The sequence below is a fragment of the Telluria sp. LT1R51-2 genome (assembly GCF_059685775.1).
On sequence record NZ_JCASIM010000001.1, the window covers coordinates 3,718,173 to 3,744,263 of the forward strand.

Sequence of the window (26,091 nt, forward strand, 5' to 3'; positions counted from 1 at the left end):
GCGCCGGATCGGCGGCTGCGCTACAATGCCCGCTCTCCCCTTTTTTCGCCCCCTCCTGCCATGTTCACTCCGTCCTCGCACGACGTGCGCCGCTTTTTCTGCGACGCCTATCGCAAGCAACGCAATGGCGAGATCCTGACGCCGATGGACGCCATCGCGGCCGACTGGATCGTGCAGCATCCCGAATACCACGACCAGTTCGAGGACATCGAGGCGGCGATCGCGCGCGACTATTCGGTCGAAGGCGGCAAGCCCAATCCGTTTTTGCACCTGTCGATGCACCTGTCGATCGCCGAGCAGATCTCGATCGACCAGCCGCGCGGCATCCGCGCCGCGCACGACATGCTGGTGGCCAAACGGGGCGAGCACGATGCCCACCACGAGATCATGGAATGCCTGGGCGAGATGATCTGGGCCTCGCAGCGGGGTGGCGTGCCGCCCGATACCGAGGCCTATATCGAGTGCGTGCGGCGCCGTGCGTTTGCCTGAATGCGACGTGACTTGCGCGTGATTTACGCCAGCTTGTCGTCCGCGACCCGGTAACGCGGGTCCTCCACCAGATTCACCTCGATCATGTCCTGCGCCTTTTCCAGCAGCTCGCGGCAGTCGGGGCTCAGGTGGCGCAGATGCAGGCGTTTGCCCAGCAGGCGGTAACGCTCGGCCAGCGCGTCGATCGCCTGGATCGCCGAATGGTCCACCACGCGCGCGTGCAAAAAGTCGATCACGACATCCTGCGGATCGTCCTTCGGCGTGAAGATGCCCTGAAACGCACTCACTGACGCGAAGAACAGCGTGCCGTCCAGCGCGTACACCTTCCAGCCTTGATCATCGACCGCGACCGCCGCCTTCACCTGGCGCGCGTGCTGCCACGCGAACACCAGCGCCGAGACGATCACGCCGGTGAGCACCGCCACCGCCAGGTCGACCAGCAGCGTGATTGCCGCCACCAGCACGACCACGAACAGATCCGCGCGCGGCACACGGCCGGCCAGGCGGAACGTGCCCCATTCGAAGGTCTTTTCACAGACGACGAACATCACGCCAATCAGCGCCGCTAGCGGAATCGCCTCGATCCAGCTGGAGCCGAACAGGATGAAGCACAGCAGGATCACCGCTGCCGCGATGCCCGACAGGCGCCCGGTCGCGCCGCTGTTCACGTTGATCATGCTCTGGCCGATCAGCGCGCAGCCGCCCATGCCGCCAAACACGCCACTGACCACGTTGGCCGCGCCCAGCGCCAGCGATTCGCGGTTCGGCTGGCCGCGCGTGTCGGTGATTTCGTCGATGAGCGTGAGCGTCAGGAGCGACTCGATCAGGCCCACACCCGCCATCACGAGCGCGTACGGGAACACGATGCGCAGCGTGTCCCACGTCATTGGCACGTCGGGCAGCGCGAAGCTGGGCAAGCCGCCGGCGATGGAACCCAGGTCGCCCACGGTGCGCGTCTCGACGCCCAGCAGCGCGCAACCGACGCTGGCCACCAGGATGCCCACCAGCGTGGACGGCACGGCCTTGGTGAGGCGCGGCGTCAGGTAGATCACCGCCATCGTGATGACGATGATGACGCCCATCGTGACCAGCTGCGCGGCGGGCATCCATTCTGGCGTGCCATCCGGGCCCGCCACCTTGAAGTGCCCGAACTGGGCCAGAAAAATCACCAGCGCCAGCCCGTTGACGAAGCCGAGCATCACCGGATGCGGCACCATGCGGATGAATTTGCCGAGCCGCGCGGCGGCAAACAGCAGTTGCAGCACGCCCATGAGCACCACCGCCGCCAGCAGGTATTGCGCGCCATGCTGTACCACGAGCGCGATCATCACGACGGCCAGCGAGCCGGCGGCGGCCGAGATCATGCCGGGCCGCCCGCCGAATGCGGACGTGATGAAGGCGACCAGCACGGCGGCGTACAGGCCGGTAAGTGGCGACAGGTGGGCAACCAGGGCGAAGGCAATCGCCTCGGGCACGAGGGCCAGGGCGACCGTCAGGCCGCTGAGCAGGTTGGTTTTGAGGTAGGCAGGCGAAAGAGGTAACACGAAGAGCTCCGGCGGGTGACGCGGCAAGGGGCTGGCATGTTACCAGCAAGCGCCTTGCACGCACCCGGCGCGGGCTATTTTTTGGTCACCAGCTGGCCCGGCAGACTGCCCAGGTACGCGCCCAGATCGGCCATGTCGCGGTTCGACAGCGGCTGCACCAGCGCCGCCATGATCGGGTTCACGCGCCCGTTCGGACCGGCCCCGCGCTTGTAGGCACGCAGCGCCGTCGTCAGGTAGTCGGCGTGCTGGCCGGCCAGCTTGGGGTAGCTCGGGTCGATCGGCTTGTTGAAGTCGGCGCCGTGGCACGAGGCGCAGTTGTGCGTCCTGGCCAGCGCCGCGCCGCGCGCGATGTCGGCGGCCGATGCGCTCGCGCCCAGCGCGCCCAGGACCAGTGAGAAGACAATCCGTTGCATGGCGTGGTTCATCGCGTGGCCACCGTCTGTTGGGAGTAATAGGCCGCCACGTCGGCGATGTCCTGGTCGCTCAGCGACTTGGCGATATTGACCATCGACGGATGCTTGCGGTCGCCCTTGCGGTAGGCCTTGAGGGCGGATTCGAGATACCTGGCCGACTGGCCGCCGATCATCGGCACCCGGTAGACTTCGGGGAAGGCCGTCTTGTAGCCGCCCTGGATGCCATGGCAACCGATGCACATCTCGATCTTGGCGACGGCCGCCTTGGGATTGCCGACGACTTCTGCGGCCGTGGCGACGGCGCTGCCGGCGGTACAGGCGCAAGCTGCCAGTACCAGTGGTGCCAAACTTGTTTTCATGGGCGTCTCGTTAGTTGTAATTCGAAAACCGCAACCGCATAAAAAGTTAGCAAAGGTCTACCAACGGGCCGATTCTATCTGAAGACTTGACACCAGTCTACAAACCGGACGGCGGCGGCGCGGCCAAGGTTATGGCGTATACTTCCTGCCACCGACCGACTCGACAAAGCACCCGCCATGCATGCTGCTCCCCGCTTCGAAGGCAGCGACAACTACGTCGCCACCGCCGACCTGAAACTGGCCGTCAACGCGGCCCTGACGCTGGGCCGACCGCTCCTGATCAAGGGCGAGCCGGGCACCGGCAAGACCATGCTGGCCGAAGAAGTCGCGGCCAGCCTGAACATGCCGCTGCTGCAGTGGCACGTCAAATCGACCACCAAGGCCCAGCAGGGCCTGTACGAATACGACGCCGTCTCGCGCCTGCGCGACTCGCAGCTGGGCGACGAGCGCGTGCGCGACATCCAGAACTACATCGTCAAGGGCGTGCTGTGGCAAGCCTTCACGGCGCCCGAACCCGTCGTGCTCCTGATCGACGAAGTCGACAAGGCCGACATCGAGTTTCCGAACGACCTGCTGCGCGAACTCGATCGCATGGAGTTCTATGTGTATGAGACGCGCGAGATGGTCGTGGCCACCCACCGCCCGCTCGTGATCATCACGTCGAACAACGAGAAGGAATTGCCGGACGCGTTCCTGCGCCGCTGCTTCTTCCACTATATCCAGTTCCCGGACCGCGAGACGATGGCCGACATCGTCGGCGTGCACTTCCCGAACCTGCGCCAGGACCTGCTGACCGCGGCGCTGCAAAGCTTTTATGCCATGCGCGACGTCCCCGGCATCAAGAAGAAGCCATCGACCTCGGAGTTTCTCGACTGGCTCAAGCTGCTGCTGGCCGAAGACGTGCCGGCCGAGGCCCTGCGCGCGAGCGGCGAAGCCAAGGCCGGCATCCCGCCGCTGCACGGGGCCCTGCTCAAGAACGAGCAGGACGTCGGCCTGTTCGAGCGCCTGATGTTCATGGCGCGGAACAACCGGTGATGGTGGCGCCAGCCCCCTCGATGCGATGCTGATCGATTTTTTCCGCGCCCTGCGCGAGGCCCGCATCCCGGTCTCGATCCGCGAATTCCTGACGCTGCTCGACGCGCTGCAACGCGGCGTAATCGCCCCGTCGCTGGACGACTTCTACTACCTCGCGCGCCTGACGCTGGTGAAGGATGAAGCCCACTTCGACAAGTTCGATCGCGTGTTCGGCGCCTGGTTCCGCGGCATCGATGCCGTGTTCGACGCAAAGGCCGAGATTCCACTCGACTGGCTGATCAAGCGCTTCGAGCGCGAACTCACGCCCGAGCAGAAAGCGCAGCTCGAAAAATTCGGCTACGACAAGCTGCAGGAGCGCCTGCAGGAACTCTTAAAAGAGCAGAAGGAACGCCACGCGGGCGGCAGCAAGTGGATCGGCACCGGTGGCACGTCGCCGTTCGGCCATGGCGGCACCAACCCCGAAGGCATCCGCATCGGCGGCGAGAGTCGCAACCGGACCGCCGTCAAGGTATGGGACCAGCGTACCTACCGCGACTACGACGGCGAACGCGAACTGGGCACGCGCAACCTGAAGGTGGCGCTGCGCCGCCTGCGCCGCTTCGCGCGCCAGGGCGCAGCAGACGAACTGGCGCTGGACGACACGATCCGCGCCACCGCCAGCAATGCCGGCTGGCTCGACATCCGCATGCGGCCCGAGCGCAAGAACCGGATCAAGGTGGTGATGCTGTTCGATGTCGGCGGCTCGATGGACGACCATATCGAACGCACCGAAGAACTGTTCTCGGCCGCGAGCAGCGAATTCAAGAACATGGAGTTCTACTACTTTCACAACTGCGTCTACGACTACCTGTGGAAGAACAACGCACGCCGCCGCAGCGAGCGCTTTGCCACCTGGGACGTGCTGCGTAAATATCCGGCCGATACGCGTGTGCTGTTCGTCGGCGACGCGACCATGAGTCCGTACGAAGTCATGGCGCCGGGCGGCTCGGTCGAATACAACAACGACGAAGCCGGCGCGGTGTGGCTGGCGCGCTTCATGACGGCGTTTCCAAAATGCGCCTGGCTCAATCCCGAGCCCGAGCACCTGTGGCAGTACCGCCAGTCGATCGCGCTGATCCGCCAGATCATGAGCAACCGGATGTTCCCGATCACGCTGGAGGGCCTGGAACGGGCCATGCGCCTGTTGAGCAAGTAGTGTTAGCACGGGCACGGACGCGAGCATCCACGCGCACTAGAATCGCGCAACGATAAGAAGAAGGAGACCGCATGCCTGATCTGTTGTCCGTATTGACGAGCCTTGCCTGGCCGCTGGCGATTGCGCTGGCGTGGCTGGCCGGTGAATTTGGCCAGCGCTGGACCGGCCTGCCCCGCATCAGCTTCTACGGCCTGGTCGGTTTTGCACTGGGCAGCTCGCAGATCGGCGTGCTGCCCGCCGCCGATCTGGGCCCGGTCGCGCTGCTGGCCAATATCGCCTTCGGCCTGGTCCTGTTCGAACTGGGCAACCGCATCAACCTGCGCTGGCTCGTCAACAATCCGTGGATTGGCGTGGCCGGCCTGGTCGAGTCCAGCCTGACGTTCGTGGCCGTCTACCTCGTCGCCATCGCGTTTGGCGCGGCCCAGATCACGGCGCTGCTGATGGCGGCGCTCTCCATGGCCACCTCGCCCGCCACCGTCGTGCGGGTCATCAACGAACAGAAAAGCTCGGGCCAGATGACCGAGCGCGTGCTGCACCTGTCGGCCCAGAACTGCGTGCTGGCCGTGTTCGCGTTCAACGCCATCATCGGCATCTGGCTGTTCCGCACACAGGACGCCGTCGGCGAAGCAGTGTGGCAAAGCCTGGTCATGCTTGCCGCGTCGATCGTGGCCGGCGCCGTGTTCGGCCTGCTGGTGCCGGCGCTGCTGCGCGCAATCGGCAACGCACAGCAGGACACCACCGTCGCATTTGCGCTGGCCGTGATCCTGCTCGTGTCGATATGCGATGTTGGCGGCCTGTCGCCGGTCGTGGCGGCGCTGGCCTTCGGCCTGACCGTGCGCTCGCGCCGCGTGACCTTTACCCAGACCCAGCGCAATTTCGGCGCGCTGGGCGAAGTGCTCACCGTGCTGCTGTTCGTGTACGCCGCCTCGACGCTCGACTGGCGCCTGGTGGCGGCCAGCGGCATGATGGCGGTGGTCGTGGTGCTGGTGCGGCTGCTGGCCAAGACCGCCGGCGTGGCCGCGTTCTCGCACCTGTCGGGCGTCACCTGGCGCAAGGGCGCGCTCACGGGCCTGGGCCTGGCGCCGCTGGCCGTGTTCGTGATCCTGATGCTTGAACATGCGCGCTATGCCGGCCTGAAAGTGGTCGACGAGCTGCACACGATGGCTGCCGTCGCGATGCTGCTCGAAGTGTTCGGCCCGATCATCATCCAGCGCGCCCTGATCTGGGCGCGCGAAGCACCGGAGTCGCACCATGCCCCTTGACGCCTTCAACCCGTCCGCGCCGCTTACCTTCGGGGTCGAGCTCGAACTGCAACTGGTGAACCTGTCGGACTTCAACCTGACCGCCGCCAGCCCCGACCTGATGCATCTGCTGGAGCGCAAGCCGTTCCCCGGCAACGTCACGCCCGAGATCACCGAGAGCATGATCGAGATTAATTCGAGCGTGCACACGGCGTATGGTCCCTTGCTGGCCGAGCTGACCGAGATCCGCGACACGCTCGTCGCGGCCAGTGACACGCTCAATATCGGGATTGCCGGCGGTGGCACGCACCCGTTCCAGCACTGGTCCGACCAGCGCATTTCAGCCAAGCCGCGCTACGAATACCTGTCGCAGCTGTACGGCTACCTGGCCAAGCAGTTCACGGTGTTCGGCCAGCACGTGCACATCGGCTGCGCCAATGGCGACGATGCGATGTACCTGCTGCACGCGCTGAACCGCTACCTGCCGCACTTCATCGCGCTGTCGGCCTCGTCGCCGTTCGTGCAGGGCCACGACAGCCTGTTCGAATCGGCACGCTTAAATTCCGTGTTTGCGTTTCCGATGAGCGGGCGCGCGCCCTTCACACTCAGCTGGCAGGAGTTCACCGACGTGTACTTCGCCAAGATGGAACGCACGAACATCATCAAGAGCATGAAGGACTTTTACTGGGATCTGCGCCCTAAACCCGAATTCGGCACGATCGAGCTGCGCGTCTGCGACACGCCGTTGACGGTGGAGCGGGCCGCGGCGCTGGCCGCCTACCTGCAGGCGCTGTGCCGCCATCTGCTCGATCACAAGGACGAGGCTCCTGCTGAAGATGACTACCTCGTCTACAACTACAACCGCTTCCAGGCTTGCCGCTTTGGCCTGGATGGCAGCATCACGCATCCGAAAACCTACGACAGCATCGTGATCCGCGACGATATCCTGGCCACGCTCGAACGGATGCTGCCGCACGCCGAAGCGCTGGGCAGCGTCGAGGCGCTGCAGCATCTGGCTGCCGCCGCGCGCAGCGGCAGCGATGCAGCGATCCTGCGCCGGCACGCCGAGCGCGAAGGCTCGGTCGAAGGCATGGTCAATGCGGCGATCGGGCACTTCCGGGGTGACCACGTGGCGTGAGCTGCGCGAGTCAGCCGTGCGCTTCCCGGCTGTCCGCCGGCGCCTGCTCGCGCTGCTGCATCCCGTAGTCGCGCACCACGTGCGCCACGCGCAAACGGTAGTCGCGAAACACCCCGTCACGACCGGCAGCCTGCGCCGCCTGGTGCGCTTCCAGCGTGCGCCAGCGCTGCACGGCAGCTTCATCGCGCCAGAATGACAGCGACAGCAGGCGGCCTGGCTGCGTGAGCGATTCGAAGCGTTCCACCGACAGGAAACCGTCGATCGCCTCGAGCGACGCGCGCAGCGCCTGCGCCGTGGCGAGGTACTCGCGCTGGCGCAGTGGGTCGGGTTCGACTTCGAAGATGACCGCGATCACGCGCGGCTCCCGAGCGTGCCCTCCACCGCTTCGGTGAACGTGCGTGTTTCACGCACGATGAAACGCCCCTCGCGCGCCAGCGCGAAATTGGCGCATGCCTCGTCATCCGTCTTCAAGCGCGTGCGGTACGCTTCGTAGTCGGCCAGACTGGCAAAGCCCACCAGCCCCCAGGCCTCGTCGTTGGTCCCCTCGTGCGGCAGGAAGTAACCGATCAAAAAGCCACCGAGCCGGGGAATGATGCGGCCCCAGTTGGCGGCGTATTCACGAAACTGCTCGCGCTGAAAGGGATCGATGCGGTAGCGGATGAAACAGGTAACGGTCATGGTGACTCCTCGGGTTTGGAGCGGTCACCTTAGCCTGATGCCGTGGCCAGATGCTTCGGTTAAGATCGAAGCATGAGAGACGGTCCCAACATCACCACCATCGCCGCACTGATCGGCGACCAGGCGCGCGCGCAGGCCCTCACATTGTTGATGGCCGGGCGGGCGCTCACCGCCACCGAGCTGGCCGATGCGGCAGGCGTCACGCGCCAGACGATTAGCACCCATCTGGCCAAGCTGGTCGATGCCGGGCTGCTGGCCGTGCAGGCGCAGGGGCGACACCGGTATTTCAGAATCGCCGATGCCGACGTGGCGGCGCTGCTCGAGACGCTGATGGGCATGGCCTTCGGCGCCGGCACGCTGCCGCTGCACCTGAAGCTGGGCCCGTCCGCGCCGGCCCTGCGCAAGGCGCGTGTCTGCTACGACCACCTGGCCGGCGAGCTTGGCGTGGTGCTGCATGACCGGCTGGCTGCGCGAGGCGCGTTCGGCTTCGGCGCGGACGGCATGGTGCTCACGACCGCAGGCGCGTCACTGATCGGCCAGCTGGGCATCGACATCCCTGCGCTGGCCCGCTCGCGGCGCCCCGTGTGCCGCACCTGCCTGGACTGGAGCGAGCGGCGTCACCATCTGGCCGGTGCACTGGGCAGCGCCCTGCTTGACCGGTTCGAACAACTCGGCTGGGCGCGCCGCGTGGCGGGTTCACGCGTCATGGCCTTCGATGCGCAGGGCGAGATCGCCCTGCGTGGCTGGCTGGATCAAGTCAGCCCGCCACCGGCACGCCCTTGCCGACCCAGCCCGTCTTCATGAAGCGCGCCAGCAGCGGTTGTTTGGCAGGCGCCGGTGCCGGCAGCCGGGCATCAACCACGTTGGCCCACTGGTCGGCCAACTGTTCGCAGGTGGCGCGCAGCACCGGATCGATCGTCGGCAGGCGCGCCAGCGCGCACAGGTGGCGCTCGATCACGGACGCCAGCTTGACGCACGGCGGCTCGCCGTCGCCCCTGGCGCTGTAATGCGACATCAGGTGCAGCAGCGAGGCGACCAGCAGCGTGTCCTGGTTGCGCGGCTCGGCTGCTGTGGATGGGGTGGCAGGTGTAGGGGAAATCGTCATGCGAAACGCTCCATGGACCAGAACAAAACAATGAGATGAGAATGATTCTCATTCATTATTCCCGTCTCACACGGCGAAAGCAAGCGATTTTGTACTAGAGCCGCGTCTCGCGCGCCGCACGCAAAAATTCATCGAGCACCGGTGTGCAGTCGAGCAGATCCACACCACCCGCGCGGTGGAACTCGGGGTGCCACTGCAAGCCCATGACGAAGTTGGCGCGCTGGTAGCGGATCGCCTCGATGATGCCGTCCGGCTCGGACATGGCTTCGATACGAACATCGCGCCCCAGATCCTTGACGGCCTGGTGGTGAATCGAGTTCACCATCGCCTGCTGAATATTGGGGAACATGCGGCCCAGGGACGAGCCCTTGGGGAACACGATCGCGTGGCGATGGGCGTCGTACAGGTCGTGCACGTGCGCCAGCGCATCGGGGCGGTCGGTGGCGACGTCCTGGTGCAGCGTGCCGCCAAAGGCCACGTTGATCAGCTGGCAGCCACGGCACACGCCCAGTACCGGTTTGCCAGCGTCGACGAATTCGTGCAGCAGTTCGAGCTCGTACACGTCGCGTGCGCGGTCGCCGCTCCATTCGGGACGCGTGGGCGTTTCGGAATAGGTTTGCGGGGCGACGTCCGCCCCGCCCTGCAGCACCAGGCCATCCAGATGACGCGCGTAGTGGCGCAGCGTGATGTTGCTGGGGTGGAGCAAACCGTTGGTATTGACCGTCGGAATCATGAACACCAGCACGTCGCGCGACATCACCCACTGGGCAATGGATTCCTCGAGATACTGCAGGTTCTTGCTCAGCAGCCCCTTGGCGCCCGCTTCGGGATGGAAGATGCGGGCCGAGACGCCGATGTGCAGCGTGCGCTGCATGATGTCGCGACTGAAGCGTTCACGCAGCGAGCGAAAGCGCGACGTGATGACCCGGCCGGCCAGGGCCACCGGGTTGTCGCCATCGCGCAGATAGCGGGCCGGCCCGCGTGCGTGCTGGCCGCCGCTGGCGCGCCGGTCGGGCACGCGCACGCGCGTCTCGCGACGTTCATCGATATCCGCCTCTGGGGAGGGGTCGTCTGGCTTGCGCTTGATGGGATCGTCTTCGGTCATGTCAATAATATAACTTCGGCAATGCTGCGCACGATTCAAAGTTGTTACAAAAGGTCGCCACCCGCTCAGACCGGCACATCAAGCAGCTTCTGGAAGGTCAGCATCAGGTGGCGCCCGGCTACCGGCGTCTCGAGCAGGCCGCGGGCGCCCGCGAGCCGGGCGCGGGCGCTGTCGTACTGAAACGATGACGCGACCATGAACACCACGGGCGTGCGCCCGGCGCCGGCCTGCGCCTTGATCGACGAACACAACGCATACGGTTCGATATCCGGGGCCGCTGTATTGATCATGACCAGCGCAATCGGCGTCTCGTCGCACAGGCGCACGGCGGCGGCCCGGCTGTCGGTCCACTCGACGCCGATCCGGCGCGGCCCGAGCACGTGCGCCACCCGGTTGCGCAGTGCGCACGCCTGATCGACGATCAACACGGTGCCTTCCACAGGACCACGGCGCAGTCGCGTGTAGAATGCGGGCGTTTCGCGATCCGGCGCCAGGCGCGGATGGCGGCGCCGCTCGGCCAGCACGCGGCGGGTTCGGACGCCCTGCTGGACCAGCGCATGCACGCGCGTGTCGAGCAGTTCGGCCAGCCGCGCATGCAGCGCCTGTTGTTCGAGCGGACGGGTGACGGTCGGCCAAACGGTGGTGTCCCTGCCGCCAACGACGAGCGCCGGCTGCAGCGCATCGGGTGGCCGGCACGCCAGTTGCGCCAGCGCAAGCGGGTTGTCGCCGTTGGCAACCAGCAGATCCGGCTCTTGCAAACTATCGGCATGCAGGCAAGAATACAACGGCCCTGCGTCCGGCGCGCATTCGAGCAGCGCCGCCAGCCGGACGGTTTCAACCGGATCGAAGCCGACCGGGCGCACGGTGAACAGACAATGAGATCGCTGCATGGAGGCCCATCCTTCTTGCATCGATGATGTATTTACAGCTCAATCTAGCACAATGGTGCAAAGCGAAAAGCACGACATAAGCGCAAAATACTGTATATTTATACAGTTAAAAAGCATTTCCTTTTCCGCTCGACAAGATAGAATGCCAACGCATTCTACAAATACTCTTCAAGATGGCCTCCAAGAAACCCGCTCCAGACTACAGCGAATCATCCATCCGTGTCCTCAAGGGACTCGAACCTGTGAAACAGCGTCCGGGCATGTACACCCGCACGGAAAATCCGCTCCACATCATCCAGGAAGTGATCGACAACGCCTCCGATGAGGCGCTGGGTGGCTATTGCAAGAACATCAGCGTCACGATGAACCCGGACGGCTCGATCACGGTCGAAGATGACGGCCGCGGCATCCCGGTCGGCATCCACCCCGAAGAAGGCGTGTCCACGGTCGAGATCGTGTTCACGCGCCTGCACGCCGGCGGCAAGTTCGACAAGGGCTCGGGCGGCGCGTATGCGTTCTCGGGCGGCCTGCACGGCGTTGGCGTGTCGGTTACCAATGCGCTGTCCAAGCGCCTCGAGATCGAAGTCTGGCGCAAGGACGATCAAGGCAACGGCCAGCACAAGCTGGTGTTTGCCGCGGGCGACGTGATCGAACCCCTCACCTCCGCGCCATTCGAGCGCGGCGGCAAGAAGAACGGCACGCGCGTCACGGCCTGGCCGGATGGCAAGTACTTCGATTCGCCGACCATCCCGATGAACGACCTGCAACGCCTGCTGCGCTCGAAAGCCGTGCTGCTGCCGGGCGTGACGGTCACGCTCACGAACGCCAAGGGCGAAGTGCAGACCTGGCGCTACGACGAGGGCCTGCGCGGCTACCTGACCGAAGCGCTGGCACAAAGCTCCAGCGGCGAAACCCTGATCCCACTGTTCGAAGGCGCGCAGTACGCGGCCGCCGGCGACGACAGTTTCGCTGAAGGCGAAGGCGCGGCCTGGGTCGTGGCCTGGACCGAAGAAGGCGGCGTGGTGCGCGAATCCTACGTCAACCTGATCCCCACCGTCAGCGGCGGCACGCACGAAGCGGGCCTGCGCGACGGCCTGTATGGGGCGGTGAAGAACTTCGTCGAGCTGCATGGCCTGCTGCCCAAAGGCGTCAAGCTGCTGCCCGAAGACGTGTTCGCGCGCGTCTCATTCGTGCTGTCGGCCAAGGTGCTGGACCCGCAGTTCCAGGGCCAGACCAAGGAGCGCCTGAATTCACGCGATGCGCTCAAGCTGGTCTCGACCTTCACCAAGCCGCCGCTCGAACTGTGGCTGAACCAGCACGTCGACTACGGCAAGAAGCTGGCCGAACTCGTGATCCGCCAGGCGCAATCGCGCCTGCGCTCGCTGCAGAAAGTCGAAAAGAAAAAATCGTCGGGCGTGGCCGTGTTGCCGGGCAAACTGACCGATTGCGAATCGAACGACATCACGCGCAACGAGCTGTTCCTGGTCGAGGGCGACTCGGCCGGCGGCTCGGCCAAGATGGGTCGCGACAAGGAATTCCAGGCCATCCTGCCGCTGCGCGGCAAGGTGCTCAACTCGTGGGAAACCGACCGCGACCGGCTGTTTGCGAACAATGAAATCCACGACATTTCGGTGGCGATCGGCGTCGATCCGCACAGCGTGGGCGACTCGCCCGACCTGACCGGTCTGCGCTACGGCAAGATCTGCATCCTGTCCGATGCCGACGTCGACGGCTCGCACATCCAGGTGCTGCTGCTCACTTTGTTCTTCAAACATTTTCCGGCGCTGTTCGCAAACGGGAACATCTGCATCGCGCGCCCGCCACTGTTCCGCGTGGACGTGCCGGCACGCGGCAAGAAGCCGATCCAGAAGCTGTATGCGCTGGATTCCGGCGAGCTGCTGGCGATCGAGGACAAGCTGAAAAAAGAAGGCCTGAAAGAAGGCGTGTGGAGCATCTCGCGCTTCAAGGGCCTGGGCGAGATGAACGCCGAGCAGCTGTGGGAAACGACGATGAACCCGGACACGCGCCGCCTGCTGCCCGTATTCCTGGGCGAATACGACCACGCAGAATCGTCGGCACGTTTCAATATGCTGATGGGCAAAGGCGAAGCCGCCGCGCGCCGCGCCTGGATCGAAGAACACGGAAACGAGACCGAGGCCGATATCTAATATGCCGCACCGGCCATCCGCCCCGCGCGCAACAGAACAGACACCATGACGAACCAACCAAGTCTCTTTGAACAGCAACACGAGCCGACCGATGTCGAGACGCTCACCCTCTCCACCTTCGCCGAGCGCGCCTACCTGGACTACGCCGTGTCGGTGGTCAAGGGCCGTGCGCTGCCGGACGTGTCGGACGGCCAGAAGCCGGTCCAGCGCCGCATCCTGTACGCGATGAATGAACTGGGCCTGGGCCCGACCGCCAAGCCGCGCAAGTCGGCGGCCGTGGTCGGCGACGTGCTCGGCAAACTGCACCCGCACGGCGACCAGTCGGTGTACGACGCGCTGGTGCGCATGGCGCAGGATTTTTCGCTGCGCTATCCGCTGATCGACGGCCAGGGCAACTTCGGCTCGCGCGACGGCGACGGCGCGGCCGCGATGCGCTACACCGAAGCGCGCCTGACGCCGATTGCCCGCATCCTGATGGATGAAATCGACATGGGCACGGTCGACTCGCAGCCGAACTACGACGGCTCGACGACCGAGCCGCGCACGCTGCCGGCGCGTCTGCCGATGGTACTGCTCAACGGCGCCTCGGGCATCGCGGTCGGCCTGGCCACCGAGATCCCGTCGCACAATCTGCGCGAAGTGGCTGCCGCCGCTGTCGCCATGATCCGCAATCCGAAGATGTCGCACGCCGAGCTGATGACCATCGTGCCCGGCCCCGACTTCCCGGGCGGCGGCCAGATCATCACGCCAGCGTCCAGCATCGCCGACATGTACGCGGTGGGCCGCGGCTCGATGAAAGTGCGCGCGCGCTGGAAGATCGAAGAACTGGCGCGCGGCCAGTGGCAGGCGATCGTCTACGAACTGCCGCCGGGCTGCTCGTCGCAGCGCGTGCTCGAAGAAATCGAAGAACTCACCAACCCGAAGGTCAAGGCCGGCAAGAAGGCGCTGCTGCCCGAGCAGCTCGCGCTGAAGAACACCGTGCTGGGCGCGCTCGACACGGTGCGCGACGAATCGGGCCGCGAAGCCGCGGTGCGCCTGGTGTTCGAGCCAAAGTCGAAGAACCAGGACCAGAACGAATTCATGCTGATGCTGCTCGCGCATACGTCGCTCGAGTCGTCCAGCCCGATCAATATGGTGATGATCGGCGGCGACGGCCGTCCGCGGCAAAAAGGCCTGGGCACGATCATCCAGGAGTGGATCGATTATCGCTTTACGACCATCCGCCGCCGCACTGATTTCAAGCTGGCCAAGGTCAACGACCGCATCCACATCCTGGAAGGCCGCGAGACCGTCCTGCTGAACATCGACAAGGTCATCGCCATCATCCGCAATGCGGATGAACCGAAGGCTGCGCTGATCGAGGAATTCCGCCTGAGCGAGCGCCAGGCCGAAGACATCCTCGAGATCCGCCTGCGCCAGCTGGCGCGCCTGGAAGCGATCAAGATCCAGCAAGAGCTGGCCGAGCTGCGCAGCGAGAAGGAAAAGCTGCAGGACATCCTCGAGAACCCGTCGTCGATGAAGCGCCTGATCATCCGCGAAATCGAAGCCGACGCCAAGCAGTTCGGCGACGAGCGCCGCACCGTGATCGAAGAAGCACAGCGCGCGGTGGCCGAGCAGAAGGTCGTCGACGAACCGGTCACCGTGATCGTGTCCGAAAAAGGCTGGGTGCGTGCACGTACCGGCATCGGCCACGATCCGGCGCAGTTCGCGTTCAAGGCTGGCGACTCGCTGTACAAGGCGTTCGAATGCCGCACGACCGACCATCTGCTGGGCATTGGCGACAACGGCAAGGTGTACTCGGTGCCGGTCGCCGCGCTGCCCGGTTCGCGCGGCGACGGCGTGCCGATCACGACGCTGGTCGAGCTGTCGGGCGGCGCCCAGGGCAAGCCCGTGCGCCTGCTGCACTATTTCGCTGGGAATCCGGACACGCGCCTGCTGCTGTCGACATCGGACGCCTTCGGCTTCATCACCAAGGCGGGCGACATGGTCAGCCGTCTGAAAGGCGGCAAGTCGTTCATCACCCTGAACGACGGCGCAATGCCGCTGCCGCCACGGATCGTGACCGATACCTGCGGCGCGATCGCCTGCCTGTCCGAAAAGGGCCGCGTGCTGGTATTCGGCATCGACGAGATGAAGGTGCTGACCAATGGCGGCCGCGGCGTGACGCTGATGGAACTCGAGCCGAAAGAAGCGATGCTGGCAGCCCAGCCAATCAACCAGAAAGGCCTGAACGTGATCGGCACCTGGGCCGGCGACAAGGCCCGCACGGTAGAACTGTTCGCGTCGGGCCTGGAGCCGCACTTCGGCAAGCGCTCGCGCAAGGGCAAGGCCCTGTCAGCGCGCCTGAAGGCGCACGATCTGGCGATGCGGGCATCTGAAACGGATGCCGCGAAGGCGTCCTGATGATAATGGGGTCGGCAACGAATCTGCCGACCCGTGGTATCTGGACGAAAAAACACAGCTGGGGTCAGGTCTGACATTCGGACACGGCCTCAGCTTAGCCTTTTCCACAGCCGGGGTCAGGTCTGACATTTGGACACGACCTCAGCTTAGCTATTCTCAATGGTGTCCTGCCCAGTATTAGCATAGTCCGGCTCCAGCGAGTTCCCGGTAGCCGACTGTTGAGATCGTGTCCGAATGTCAGACCTGACCCCGGCTTTTCTGGTATCCAGACAAAAAAAATGCCGGCTGAGCCGGCATTTTTCATTGGTGCTGGTTGCTTAGTGCTTGGCAGCAGCCTTGTGCACGTCAGCCTGGGCTTCAGCGCGGACCTGTTCGGTCTTGGCAGCAGCGGTTGCTTTGTCGGCAGCAGCATCGACCTGTGCTTTCAGCACTTTCTCGTCAGCCTTGATCATTTTCTTCTCGGCCTTCAGGTTGGCATCAGCGACTTTGCCTTCGGCCTTGGCCATTGCTTTGGCGCGGTCTTCAGGATCGGCCTTGGCGACGTTGGCAGCAGCGTCGGTGTGGGTCTTGACCAGCTTGGCGTGTGCGTCGCCCTTGGTTTCCGTCGCCTTGGCCACGGTCTTGTTCAGCTTCTGGTCAGCCTTGACTGCGGCCTTGATTTCTTTTTGTTCGGCCTTGATGACGTCTTTCTCGGCGCTGGCTTCAGCCTTCACGATGCGGTTGTCCGCAGCGGTGGTGGTTGGTGCGGTGGTCTGGGCGTGAGCAGCGGTAACCATCAGGCCGGCGATAAGGGTTGCGATCAGTTTGTTCATGATAAGTTTCCTTTTGGTGGTCGCTGTACAGAGCGGGTTGCCCGTGCAGTCGTTGTTGTTGTTCAGTGATTCCAGAATACGACGTCAAGACAGTTCGGTCTGTTAGACAGCACACGCAGAAATTGTCAGAGTTGTAAGCAAAGATTACTGACGAACAGAGCCTGCATATAAATCGATGATGTCGGTGACCCCATCCCGACACACCGGGCAGAACGCATCGCTGCGGTCGAACATCAGGCACTGCATCGCGGGCCGGTAGTAACCGCTGGCCTCGTAGTTGGCGCCTTCGAAGGCGCCGATCGCATGTCGGTGCGGCTGCCGGTCGAACAGCGCATTGGTTTGTTTGAGGTCTTCACGGAACAAGGCACTCATCTCCGACTCCGGCCGGTTGGCCTCGCGCAGCGCGGCGCGCTTCTTCTGATAGGCGCGCGACGCGGCTTCGTACTCGGCCTTCGGCCATGGCGTCGGCAACGGCGTACCGGCCGTCACATGACGCTGCCATTTGAGCTTGGCCGGGTCACGCAGCGCGGTCACATTTGGCTCCCATGGCTCCATGCGTCCGCTCGCTGCGGCGTAGGCCACCGGCGATGTGTAGTACTCGTCAGCCAGGCCCGCGAAGTGGTGCCCGAATTCGTGCACGAATAGGTAGTCGGCCCAGTCGTTGCCGGCCGCCGCCGTGCTGAACTGACCGAAGATTCCGCCGCCGCCGTAGGTTTCGTTGTTGACCAGGATCTCGATGAATTCATACGGCGCATGCTGGGCGATGTCGCGCAGCGCGCGGTTGTCGAGCGTGAGCACATAGCGCTCGCTGCCGAAGATGTCGTAGCGCGTGCCCAGCGCCGATGGGTGGTGAACGCCGGTCGATGGCCGGCTGATGCCTGATTGCCCGGTCGGCACGGCCATCGCCCAGACATTGAAGTCTTTGGCCCGCTCCTTGAACGGCGAGACCGAAAACAGATGCGCCGACAGGCGCCGCGCATCTTGCTCAAATTTTTTCATCTCTGCCTGCGTGTAGCCATCGCCCAGGATCAGCAGATCGACCTTGTCGGGCGACGGGCCGCTGACCCGGATCGGGATCGGCTTTGCCGCCGCCGGCGGCTGGCGCTTGACCACGTCGGGTGCGTTCGGATCGACGTCGATGCTCCAGGCGACCGAAAACTGGTTGCGCTCGTCGCGCTTGAGGATGCGCACGCGCACCGGCTGCGCGAACTGGGGAAAGCGTACCGACTCGCTGAAGCTGCGGCTGATGCGCCCTGCTTCCTCGGTCGTGCGCCACTCGCCGAACACGGTGGAGAAACCGCGCGAGTACAGCACGTCACCCGTTTTAGGATCCACCACTTCGACCCGATTCTGGCCGCGGTTGGTGTCGTCCAGATTGCGCGCCGCGCTGCCCGGCCAAGGCAATGGCTCGATGACGACACGTTCGATCGCGTAGCTGTCCGCCAGCGCATTGCCGCTGTGCGCGTAGTCCAGGCGGACCGTGGCCGGCTGCGTGGCGTGGGCAAGTGAAGCAAACGCGCCAAGCAGCAGCGCAGCGAAGGAGTGAAACAGGCGCATCGTAAATCCCCGACAAGTAGATCGCGCTATTCTAAGCCCGCGGTGGACTGTGGCGACGCCGCCACCTGTCAGATGTGCCAGGCCAGGGCGATTGACCCGGCCGGACAGCCACGCCACAATCGGCCTGGTCACCCTGGTCGATCCGGAGTCCCGATGTTCCGCCTGCGCGCCTGTCTTGCCGTTCCGCTGTTCAGTGCCTGCCTGGCCCATGCCGCTCCAATCTGCAAGCCCGGCCAGCCGGTCGACGAAAGCGGTTTTGTGGAGATCGGTGGCATCGCGCAGTGGGTCACCGTCAGCGGCGACGACTGTGCCAATCCGGTGCTGTTGTACGTGCATGGCGGCCCAGGCAATCCGACTTCGGTGTTTGGCGCCGGCCCGTATGCGTCGTGGCGCAAGCACATCACGCTGGCGCAGTGGGATCAGCGCGGCAGCGGCATGACCTGGGGCCGTCACCGCCCCGGCGAAGACGTCCCCTTGCGCATCGAACAGCTGCGCGACGATGGCCTCGACGTGGCGCGCTATCTGACGCAGCGTTTCGGCAGGGACAAGGTGATCCTGCTGGGCAGCTCGTGGGGCTCGATGATCGGCGCCCACATGGCCAAAGAAAAGCCGGGACTGTTCTGCGCCTATGTCGGCGTGGCCCAGCTGGTGGGTTACCGGGACAATGCCACGTCATGGAGCACGGTCATTGCCCGCGCCAGAGCGGCAAACGACACTGCCACCGTCACGCAACTGGCGGCGCTTGGGCCGCCGCCCTGGACCAATCCGCGCAACTTCGGCATCGTGCGGCGCGCCGTGCGCAAGTACGAGGCGCCCAATATCGACCCGACGCCGCCATCCTGGTTCGAAGTGCTGCCTTTATATGCCTCGCCGCAGGCAAAGGCCGACTACACCGAAGGCGAGGATTATTCGTTCCTGAAGTTCGTCGGCTGGAAAGGCGATGGTATGGCATCCACGATGGACCTGTACCGCCTGGGCACACGCTACGAGCTGCCGGTCTATCTGGTGCAGGGGAAGGAAGACCTGCTGACCGAGCCGAAGGTCACGCGCCGCTTTTTCGAGGCCATCACGGCGCCCGACAAGGCGCTGGTCGAGGTGCCGCGCGCCGGCCACGATCCGAACGGCCCGCTGATCGATGCACAGCGCCAGGTGCTGGCCGAGCGCCTGCAGTGGCGCTGCGACTGAGCGATCACCGGTACTGATACAGCGGCCGTTGCACCACGATCGGCCGGATATCGAGCCGCACGTTGTAGACCGAATAGGCTTCGCTGTACGCTGACTGGTAGCCGACGGTCTCGTTCACGCGACCGAGCTTGAACTCGAAGCCCAGGTCGGGCCGGTCGGCATTCGGGCTGTCGAGCGACAGGCCGATGGCATCCGGCTGGTCACTGTCGACCAGCTTGGACATCAGGTCGACCACCGTGCCGTTGCCGAGGATATCGGCCGAGAACAGCGGCCCGCGCCAGTACGGCTTATTGGCATCGAGCTTGCCGCGTACTTTCTCGGGCGCCGGCGTGAACACCTTGCTGTCCAGGTTGAAGCGGTCGCCGTTATCGAGATAGCTCAGCCGGCCGTTACTGAGGTTGAAGGTGCCGTCGCGCGTGGCGGCATTGCTCAGGTCAACCAGCAGCGCACCGCGATAGCCGAGCACTTCGACGTCGCGCTTCGGCCCAACGACCATCGCCGTGTTCTCGTCGATGCCCAGGCCGATGTTGTAGCCCTTTGCGAGCATCGCCGGCAGCATGCGCGCAAAGCGCCCGCGCACCAGGAGGTGCTGGTCGATGAAGACGTCGTCGCCGATGAAGCCCAGGCCGCGCGTGATCTGGCGGCCGTCGGCCACGCCATGCTGCAGCGTGCCCAGCACCGAGCGCGGATGGCCGAACATCGTGGCGCTCATGATGGCGGCGCCGGCGCTCGAGCCGGCGATGACGCCGCCGCGCCGGTACATGTCCCACAGCGCATCGAGCAGTTGCGTGTTGCTGCCATCGGGCCGGCGCAGGGCGTTCGTGATGCGCGCCTGGTCGCCGCCTGAGAAGTAGGCGCCGCCGGCCGAACGCACCGCCTCGACCAGCGCCGGATCTTCGGCGGCGGCGCGCACGTCGGAACCATCGAGACGTTCGGCGACGGGAACAAAGAACGCCTTGGCGCCGTGCTGGTCCAGCCGTTCGATGAGATAGCTGCCAGCGCGCTCCGGGCTGGCCGAGGCTGAGGCGAACACCGCGATGCGGGCGTTCTTGCCGCCGGCAAGCTGCACGATGCGTGTCCAGACGGCATCGTTGTCGTCACGCAGCGCGCCGCCGATGATGACGAGCGAGCCCTTGGGCTGCATTGACGATGGCGATGGCGTGGACGGCGATTCGGCCGCGTGGCTGGTGACGCCAGCGGCGACGGCCAGCGCGAGCGTGGTATGGACAACAACACGGACGACAGATTGGAACATGCGACTTCCCCCGATGAGTCATCAGCGTAAGCCTGATTCCAGTTTCACGTCGCCATGTTGAGTGCGCTCAGGATAAATAGATGTTGGGAAAGTATCGCTCCATCAATGTCTCTGGACGCAACGGCGGCGTGAACCCGAAGCGTTCGTAAAGGCCATGACAATCCGATGTGGCCAGCGTGAAGCGGCGCAGTTGCTGCAGGCTGGGATGGCGCATTACCACGCCGATCAATTGTTTGCCGTAGCCAAGGCCACGGTATTCCGGCACGACGAACACATCCACCAGATTGGCAAACGTGGAAAAATCGGTGATCACGCGCGCAAAGGCGATCTGGCGCCCATCGAGGTAGCCGCCAAAGCACAGCGAGTTTTCAATGGCGCGCTCGACAACGGGCCGCGAAATCCCCACCGCCCAGGTGGACTGCTCGCTGAGGAAGCGGTAGATCATCGGGATGTCGAGCCGGGTCTGATCAGTGCTGACATCAAAGCTGGAATCGTTCGTCATCATGGCCTGGACAAGGTGACAAAAAGTCATTCTAGCGCCGATTGGTACCAACGCAAGCGGCGATATGGCATGCCGCACCGGATTTTGCCAGGCTCCGCATGGAAGTCTGTCCGCGAGCCTGCCTGCGAGCCCGGCCAGCCATGCCGCATGGCGCACAGGCAGCGCAGTTTATAATCAAGGGATCCCCAACCGGAATCCCACCATGACCGAACAATTCTCCAAAAAAGCCGAAGCCTGGTCTGCCCGCTTCTCCGAACCCGTGTCGGATCTCGTCAAGCGCTACACCGCCTCGGTCTTCTTCGACAAACGCCTGGCCCCGCACGACATCGAGGGCTCGCTGGCGCATGCCGAGATGCTGGCCGCGCAAGGCATCATCAGCGACCACGACCGTGCTGAAATCGAACGCGGCATGACGCAGATCCGGGCCGAGATCGACGCCGGCACCTTCGAATGGCTGCTCGACCTCGAAGACGTGCACCTGAACATCGAAAAACGCCTGACCGAGCTGGTGGGCGACGCCGGCAAACGCCTGCATACGGGCCGCTCGCGCAACGACCAGGTGGCAACCGACATCCGCCTGTACGTGCGCGCCGCGATCGACGACATTGTCACGCTGCTCGCCAGCCTGCGCGGCGCCCTGACGGACCTGGCCGAACGCCACGCCGATACGATCATGCCGGGCTTCACGCACCTGCAGGTGGCCCAACCGATCACCTTTGGCCACCACATGCTGGCCTATGTTGAAATGTTCGGCCGCGACGCCGAGCGCATGCTCGACGCGCGCCGCCGCGTGAACCGCCTGCCGCTGGGCGCTGCCGCCCTGGCCGGCACCACCTTCCCGATCGACCGCCTGCGCGTAGCCAAAACGCTGGGCTTTGACGACGTGTGCCACAACTCCCTCGATGCAGTGTCAGACCGCGACTTCGCCATCGAGTTCACGGCCGCCGCATCGATCCTGATGATGCACATCTCGCGCATGTCCGAAGAACTGGTCATGTGGATCAGCCCGCGCATCGGCTTCATCGACATCGCCGACCGCTTCTGCACCGGCTCGTCGATCATGCCGCAAAAGAAAAACCCGGACGTGCCGGAACTCGCCCGTGGCAAGACCGGCCGCGTGTATGGCCACCTGATCGGCCTCCTGACCCTGATGAAGGGCCAGCCGCTGGCCTACAACAAGGACAACCAGGAAGACAAGGAACCGCTGTTCGACACGATCGATACCGTGATGGACACGCTGCGCATCTTCACCGACATGGCCTCGGGCATCACGGTCAAGGCCGACAACATGCGCTCGGCAGCGCTGCAGGGCTATGCCACGGCCACCGACCTGGCCGACTATCTGGTCAAGCGCGGCCTGCCGTTCCGCGACGCCCACGAAGCGGTGGCGCATGCCGTGCGCGCCTGCGACGTGGCCGGTTGCGACCTGTCCGAGATGTCGCTCGAAACGCTGCAGACGTTCTCGCCGCTGATCGAAGAGGACGTGTTTGCGGTGCTCACGCTCGAAGGTTCGGTGGCCGCGCGCGACCACGTGGGCGGCACCGCGCCGAACCAGGTGCGTATCGCCATCGAGCGCGTGCGCAAGCAGCTGGCCGAGTAATTTCACACCCCGGGAGCGGGCCGGCGCTGCTGCAGCGCCGGCCCGCTTTTCCATGCCTTTTTAGATTGATGACGCCATGACCACATTGCCCGCACGCGACTACGCCGCCTTCCTGTTCGACATGGACGGCACCATCCTGACATCCATCATCGCCGCCGAGCGCGTCTGGGCCGACTGGGCCCGTAGTCACGGGCTGGACGTCGACGTGTTCCTGCCGACGATCCACGGCAAGCGCAGCGTCGACACCGTGCGCGGCCTGGGCCTGCCCGATATTGACGCGGAAGCAGAAGCGCACCGCATCACGCTGGCCGAGATCGAGGACGTCGATGGCATCGAAGCGATTGCCGGTGTGGCCGCCTTCCTGGCCACGCTGCCAGCGGAGCGCTGGGCGATCGTGACGTCGGCGCCGCGCGCACTGGCCCAGGCACGCATCGCCGCAGCTGGCCTGCCGCTGCCGCCGGTGCTGGTCGCAGCCGAAGACGTCAAGCACGGCAAACCGGCGCCGGACCCGTTCCTGCTCGGCGCCGAGAAGCTGGGCATGCGCCCGGAAGAATGCCTCGTGTTCGAAGACACGCTGGCCGGCCTGCAATCGGCTGCTGCTGCCGGCATGGACAGTGTGATGGTCACTGCCACGCACAAGCATCCGGTCGAAACCGACGTAACGGGCGTGCCGGATTACGATGATTTGCGGGCGATTCGCACGGGTGAAGGCTTGCTGCGTCTGCAGCGTACGCGCTCGTAAAACACCATCACGTGCGCTTCTGCACCAGCGTCAAAATGTCATAACTGGCCACCAGCTCATCGCGCTGGTTGGTCACCTGCACATCCCACGCCACCACGCCCTGCCCCCGACCCTGATCGTCCGTCCGGTTGCGATCGACCTTGCGCTTGCAGGTCAGGCGCGCGCGGATCGTGTCGCCGATCGCCACCGGCGCCACGAAGCGCAGGTTGTCCAGGCCATAATTGGCCAGTACTGGCCCGGGCGCGGGCGAGACAAACAGGCCCGCGGCCGCCGACAGCACGAAGTAACCGTGCGCGATGCGCTGCCCGAACTGCGTGTCCTTGGCCGCGATGGCATCGAAGTGCATGTAGAAGTAGTCGCCCGACACGCCGCCGAAGTTGACGATGTCCGCTTCGCTCACCGTGCGTCGGTGCGTCAGCAGCGAGTGCCCGACTTCCAGGTCCTCGAAATGCCGGCGGAACGGATGCAGGTCGCTCTCCTTGACCGCGCCGCCGCGCACGTATTCGCCCGTGACGGCGCCGAGCATCGTGGGCGAACCCTGCACCGCCGCGCGCTGCAGGAAATGCTTCACCGCGCGGATGCCGCCCAGCTCTTCGCCGCCACCGGCGCGCCCTGGCCCACCGTGCTTGAGTTGCGGCAGCGGCGAACCATGGCCGGTGCTGTCCACAGCCGCCTCGCGGTCCAGGATCAGCACGCGGCCGTGCGACGCGGCCACGATAGGCACCGCGTACGCGGCCAGCGCCGGGTTCTTGGTCGCGAACGTGGTGACCAGGCTGCCCTTGCCGCGCGCCGCCAGTTCGAGCGCTTCGTCGATGTCGGTGTAGGTCATCAGGGTGCTGACCGGACCGAACGCTTCCACGTCGTGCACGGCGTCGTTGTCCATCGCATTGCGGCATAACAGCAGCGTCGGCGAGAAGAAGGCGCCGCTGGCGACGTTTTCGCCCACCGGCTTGAACCCGTCGCGTGCACCGAACAGCACCTCGTTGCCGCGCGCGAGCAGCTCGACCCGCGCGCTCACGTCGCGGTGCTGGTCCATCGACGCCAGTGCGCCCATGCGCACACCCTCGACTTTCGGATCGCCCACCGTGATCTTCGCCAGCCGCTCGCGCAGCCGTTCGCCGACCGCGTCGACCAGCGCTTCCGGCACGATCACGCGCCGGATCGCCGTGCACTTCTGGCCTGCCTTGCCGGTCATCTCACGCGCGACTTCCTTGACGAACAGGTCGAACTCGGGATCGGACGGTGTCACGTCGGGCGCCAGCACCGCGCAATTGAGCGAGTCGGCTTCGGCGGTGAACGGCACCGAGGCGCGGATCAGATTCCCGTTCGCGCGCAGCATGGCAGCCGTGTCGGCGGACCCGGTGAACGTGACGGCGTCAAAGCCGCCGAGGCGATCGAGCAGATCGCCCGTGCTGCCGATCACGAGCTGCAGCGCGCCATCGGGCAGCAGGTTCGAGTCCACCATCATCTTGACCACTGCGTGGGTCAGATAGCTGGTGGCGGTGGCCGGTTTGGCGATGCATGGCATCGCGGCCAAAAAACTTGGCGCGAACTTCTCGAGCAGGCCCCAGATCGGGAAGTTGAAGGCGTTGATGTGCACCGCCACGCCGCCGCGCGGCACCAGGATGTGGGTGCCGGCAAAGCCGCCCCGCTTGCCCAGCGCGATGGCCGGGCCTTCGTGCAGCACATTCGACGACGGCAGCTCGCGCGAGCCCATGCTGGCATACGCAAACAGCGTGCCGATGCCGCCTTCGACGTCGACCCAGCTGTCCTGGCGCGTCGCGCCAGTCAGATGCGAGATCGCATACAGTTCTTCCTTGCGCTCCATCAGGTATAGCGCGAGCGCCTTCAGCACGGCGGCGCGTTCCTGGAACGTCTGGCGCATCAGCGCCTTGACGCCCGTCTTGCGCGCGAAGGTCAGCGCTTCGTCGAAGTCGATCTTTTCGGCGTGCGTGTGATAGATCAGGGTGCTGTCGAGCGCGCTGTGCAGCGGCGTGTGCGATGCGGCGCCGTGCCAGCGGCCGGCGATCAGGCTTTGCAGTGTCGGGATGTGGCCCATAAGGTCTCCAGTAGGTTCAGGACTTCGGCGTGTGCAGCGCGCTCGTGTCGAATGCAATGCGGCCACGGTCCGGCGCCACGGCGGTGTCGGCATCGACTTCGCGCATCGTCTGCAGCGAGCGCACGGCCAGCTCGTGGTACTGGCGCGTGCCGAAACTCTTCCACGCGACGTCGTCGTCGCTCAAGGCGCGCACCACCTTGGCGGGCGTGCCCATGACCATCGAGCGCGGCGGAATCACCATCCCGGCTTTCACGAAACTCATCGCGGCGACGATCGATTCCGCCCCGACGACCGCCTTGTCCATCACCACCGCGTTCATGCCGACCATCGCATTGCGCCCCACGCGGCAGCCATGCAGCACGGCGCCGTGGCCGATATGGCCATCGACTTCGACCACGGTGTCTTCGAGCGGAAAACCGTGCATCACGCACGAATCCTGCAAGTTGGCGCCTTCCTCCAGGATCAGGCGCCCGAAGTCGCCGCGCAGGCTTGCGCATGGGCCGATATAGCAGCGCGGACCGACGATCACGTCGCCGATCAACACGGCGGAAGGATGCACGTAGGCGCTCGGATGCACGACAGGCCGCACACCGTCGATTTCATAGACTTTGACCAT

The 26,091-nt window shown here is 64.9% G+C and carries 25 protein-coding genes; 11 read left to right on the forward strand and 14 right to left on the reverse strand.

All coding sequences use genetic code 11. The features are described 5' to 3' along the window. Positions 1-60: 60 nt before the first annotated feature. On the forward strand, positions 61-489 hold the full coding sequence (locus AC56LH_RS16350) for a DUF1841 family protein (RefSeq protein WP_183556282.1): 429 nt from the start codon (positions 61-63) through the stop codon (positions 487-489). Positions 490-512: 23 nt separating this feature from the next. On the opposite strand, the gene AC56LH_RS16355 is transcribed toward AC56LH_RS16350, so the two are convergent. From AC56LH_RS16355 to AC56LH_RS16365, 3 genes are all read right to left on the reverse strand, one after another. Then, a complete protein-coding gene (locus AC56LH_RS16355) occupies positions 513-2,033 on the reverse strand; it encodes a SulP family inorganic anion transporter (protein ID WP_499647735.1) in 1,521 nt (506 codons plus the stop codon). Between the two features lie 74 nt (positions 2,034-2,107). Beyond that, positions 2,108-2,446 carry a c-type cytochrome gene (locus AC56LH_RS16360; RefSeq protein WP_499647736.1) on the reverse strand — a complete coding sequence of 113 codons (339 nt, stop codon included), beginning with the start codon at positions 2,444-2,446 and terminating at the stop codon, positions 2,108-2,110. Positions 2,447-2,454: 8 nt separating this feature from the next. Beyond that, positions 2,455-2,805: a c-type cytochrome gene (locus AC56LH_RS16365; protein WP_499647738.1), complete on the reverse strand. Its 351-nt coding sequence runs from the start codon at positions 2,803-2,805 to the stop codon at positions 2,455-2,457. A 177-nt stretch (positions 2,806-2,982) separates the two neighbouring features. Between AC56LH_RS16365 and AC56LH_RS16370 the strand changes: the two genes are divergently transcribed. From AC56LH_RS16370 to AC56LH_RS16385, 4 genes are all read left to right on the forward strand, one after another. After that, a complete protein-coding gene (locus tag AC56LH_RS16370) occupies positions 2,983-3,840 on the forward strand; it encodes an AAA family ATPase (protein ID WP_499647740.1) in 858 nt (285 codons plus the stop codon). A 25-nt stretch (positions 3,841-3,865) separates the two neighbouring features. After that, the gene (locus AC56LH_RS16375) at positions 3,866-5,035 is read left to right on the forward strand and encodes a vWA domain-containing protein (protein ID WP_499647742.1); all 1,170 of its coding nucleotides are present in this window, start codon (positions 3,866-3,868) and stop codon (positions 5,033-5,035) included. 71 nt (positions 5,036-5,106) lie between these two features. Further along, positions 5,107-6,297 carry a cation:proton antiporter gene (locus AC56LH_RS16380; RefSeq protein ID WP_499647744.1) on the forward strand — a complete coding sequence of 397 codons (1,191 nt, stop codon included), beginning with the start codon at positions 5,107-5,109 and terminating at the stop codon, positions 6,295-6,297. After that, entirely contained in the window at positions 6,287-7,414 is a 1,128-nt protein-coding gene (locus AC56LH_RS16385) for a YbdK family carboxylate-amine ligase (RefSeq protein ID WP_499647746.1), read from the forward strand. Before AC56LH_RS16380 ends, AC56LH_RS16385 begins: the two co-directional genes overlap by 11 nt. 10 nt (positions 7,415-7,424) lie before the next feature. Here the strand turns inward: AC56LH_RS16385 and AC56LH_RS16390 are convergent, their stop codons facing one another. Continuing rightward, entirely contained in the window at positions 7,425-7,769 is a 345-nt protein-coding gene (locus tag AC56LH_RS16390; RefSeq protein ID WP_499647748.1) for an antibiotic biosynthesis monooxygenase family protein, read from the reverse strand. Continuing rightward, positions 7,766-8,092, reverse strand: coding sequence for an NIPSNAP family protein (locus AC56LH_RS16395; RefSeq protein ID WP_499647750.1), 327 nt, complete (start codon positions 8,090-8,092; stop codon positions 7,766-7,768). Before AC56LH_RS16395 ends, AC56LH_RS16390 begins: the two co-directional genes overlap by 4 nt. Before the next feature lie 72 nt (positions 8,093-8,164). Between AC56LH_RS16395 and AC56LH_RS16400 the strand changes: the two genes are divergently transcribed. Next, on the forward strand, positions 8,165-8,896 hold the full coding sequence (locus AC56LH_RS16400; RefSeq protein ID WP_499647752.1) for an ArsR/SmtB family transcription factor: 732 nt from the start codon (positions 8,165-8,167) through the stop codon (positions 8,894-8,896). Here AC56LH_RS16400 and AC56LH_RS16405 read toward each other — a convergent pair. From AC56LH_RS16405 to AC56LH_RS16415, 3 genes are all read right to left on the reverse strand, one after another. After that, entirely contained in the window at positions 8,850-9,197 is a 348-nt protein-coding gene (locus AC56LH_RS16405; protein WP_499647754.1) for a hypothetical protein, read from the reverse strand. The two genes, AC56LH_RS16400 and AC56LH_RS16405, sit on opposite strands and share 47 nt — an antisense overlap. Positions 9,198-9,291: 94 nt before the next feature. Continuing rightward, a complete protein-coding gene (locus AC56LH_RS16410) occupies positions 9,292-10,302 on the reverse strand; it encodes a gamma-glutamyl-gamma-aminobutyrate hydrolase family protein (RefSeq protein ID WP_499647756.1) in 1,011 nt (336 codons plus the stop codon). A 65-nt stretch (positions 10,303-10,367) separates the two neighbouring features. Next, positions 10,368-11,192, reverse strand: a complete 825-nt coding sequence (locus AC56LH_RS16415) for a response regulator (protein WP_499647758.1) — start codon at positions 11,190-11,192, stop codon at positions 10,368-10,370. A gap of 173 nt (positions 11,193-11,365) precedes the next feature. Here AC56LH_RS16415 and AC56LH_RS16420 point away from each other — a divergent pair, with 173 nt between their 5' ends. Together AC56LH_RS16420 and parC are read left to right on the forward strand one after the other, a co-directional pair. Then, complete coding sequence (locus AC56LH_RS16420) at positions 11,366-13,360, forward strand: DNA topoisomerase IV subunit B (protein ID WP_499647760.1); 1,995 nt, start codon at positions 11,366-11,368, stop codon at positions 13,358-13,360. A 45-nt stretch (positions 13,361-13,405) separates the two neighbouring features. Next, positions 13,406-15,763 (forward strand): DNA topoisomerase IV subunit A, encoded by a 2,358-nt coding sequence (gene parC / locus AC56LH_RS16425; protein WP_499647762.1) that lies wholly within the window; start codon positions 13,406-13,408, stop codon positions 15,761-15,763. Positions 15,764-16,080: 317 nt separating this feature from the next. Here the strand turns inward: parC and AC56LH_RS16430 are convergent, their stop codons facing one another. Further along, entirely contained in the window at positions 16,081-16,575 is a 495-nt protein-coding gene (locus AC56LH_RS16430) for a hypothetical protein (protein WP_258835694.1), read from the reverse strand. Positions 16,576-16,719: 144 nt separating this feature from the next. Next, entirely contained in the window at positions 16,720-18,132 is a 1,413-nt protein-coding gene (locus AC56LH_RS16435) for an IgA Peptidase M64 (RefSeq protein ID WP_499647764.1), read from the reverse strand. Positions 18,133-18,285: 153 nt separating this feature from the next. Between AC56LH_RS16435 and AC56LH_RS16440 the strand changes: the two genes are divergently transcribed. Further along, positions 18,286-19,317, forward strand: coding sequence for an alpha/beta fold hydrolase (locus AC56LH_RS16440; protein ID WP_499647766.1), 1,032 nt, complete (start codon positions 18,286-18,288; stop codon positions 19,315-19,317). Positions 19,318-19,321: 4 nt separating this feature from the next. Here the strand turns inward: AC56LH_RS16440 and AC56LH_RS16445 are convergent, their stop codons facing one another. Together AC56LH_RS16445 and AC56LH_RS16450 are read right to left on the reverse strand one after the other, a co-directional pair. Beyond that, entirely contained in the window at positions 19,322-20,572 is a 1,251-nt protein-coding gene (locus AC56LH_RS16445) for a cyanophycinase (protein ID WP_499647768.1), read from the reverse strand. Between the two features lie 67 nt (positions 20,573-20,639). Beyond that, positions 20,640-21,077, reverse strand: coding sequence for a GNAT family N-acetyltransferase (locus AC56LH_RS16450; RefSeq protein ID WP_499648499.1), 438 nt, complete (start codon positions 21,075-21,077; stop codon positions 20,640-20,642). 199 nt (positions 21,078-21,276) lie between these two features. Between AC56LH_RS16450 and argH the strand changes: the two genes are divergently transcribed. Both argH and AC56LH_RS16460 read left to right on the forward strand, forming a co-directional pair. Then, complete coding sequence (gene argH / locus AC56LH_RS16455; protein ID WP_499647770.1) at positions 21,277-22,674, forward strand: argininosuccinate lyase; 1,398 nt, start codon at positions 21,277-21,279, stop codon at positions 22,672-22,674. 76 nt (positions 22,675-22,750) lie between these two features. Continuing rightward, complete coding sequence (locus tag AC56LH_RS16460) at positions 22,751-23,416, forward strand: HAD-IA family hydrolase (RefSeq protein WP_499647772.1); 666 nt, start codon at positions 22,751-22,753, stop codon at positions 23,414-23,416. A gap of 7 nt (positions 23,417-23,423) precedes the next feature. Here the strand turns inward: AC56LH_RS16460 and paaZ are convergent, their stop codons facing one another. Further along, entirely contained in the window at positions 23,424-25,475 is a 2,052-nt protein-coding gene (paaZ, locus tag AC56LH_RS16465; RefSeq protein WP_499647774.1) for a phenylacetic acid degradation bifunctional protein PaaZ, read from the reverse strand. A gap of 16 nt (positions 25,476-25,491) precedes the next feature. After that, positions 25,492-26,091 carry a phenylacetic acid degradation protein PaaY gene (locus AC56LH_RS16470; RefSeq protein WP_183556256.1) on the reverse strand — a complete coding sequence of 200 codons (600 nt, stop codon included), beginning with the start codon at positions 26,089-26,091 and terminating at the stop codon, positions 25,492-25,494.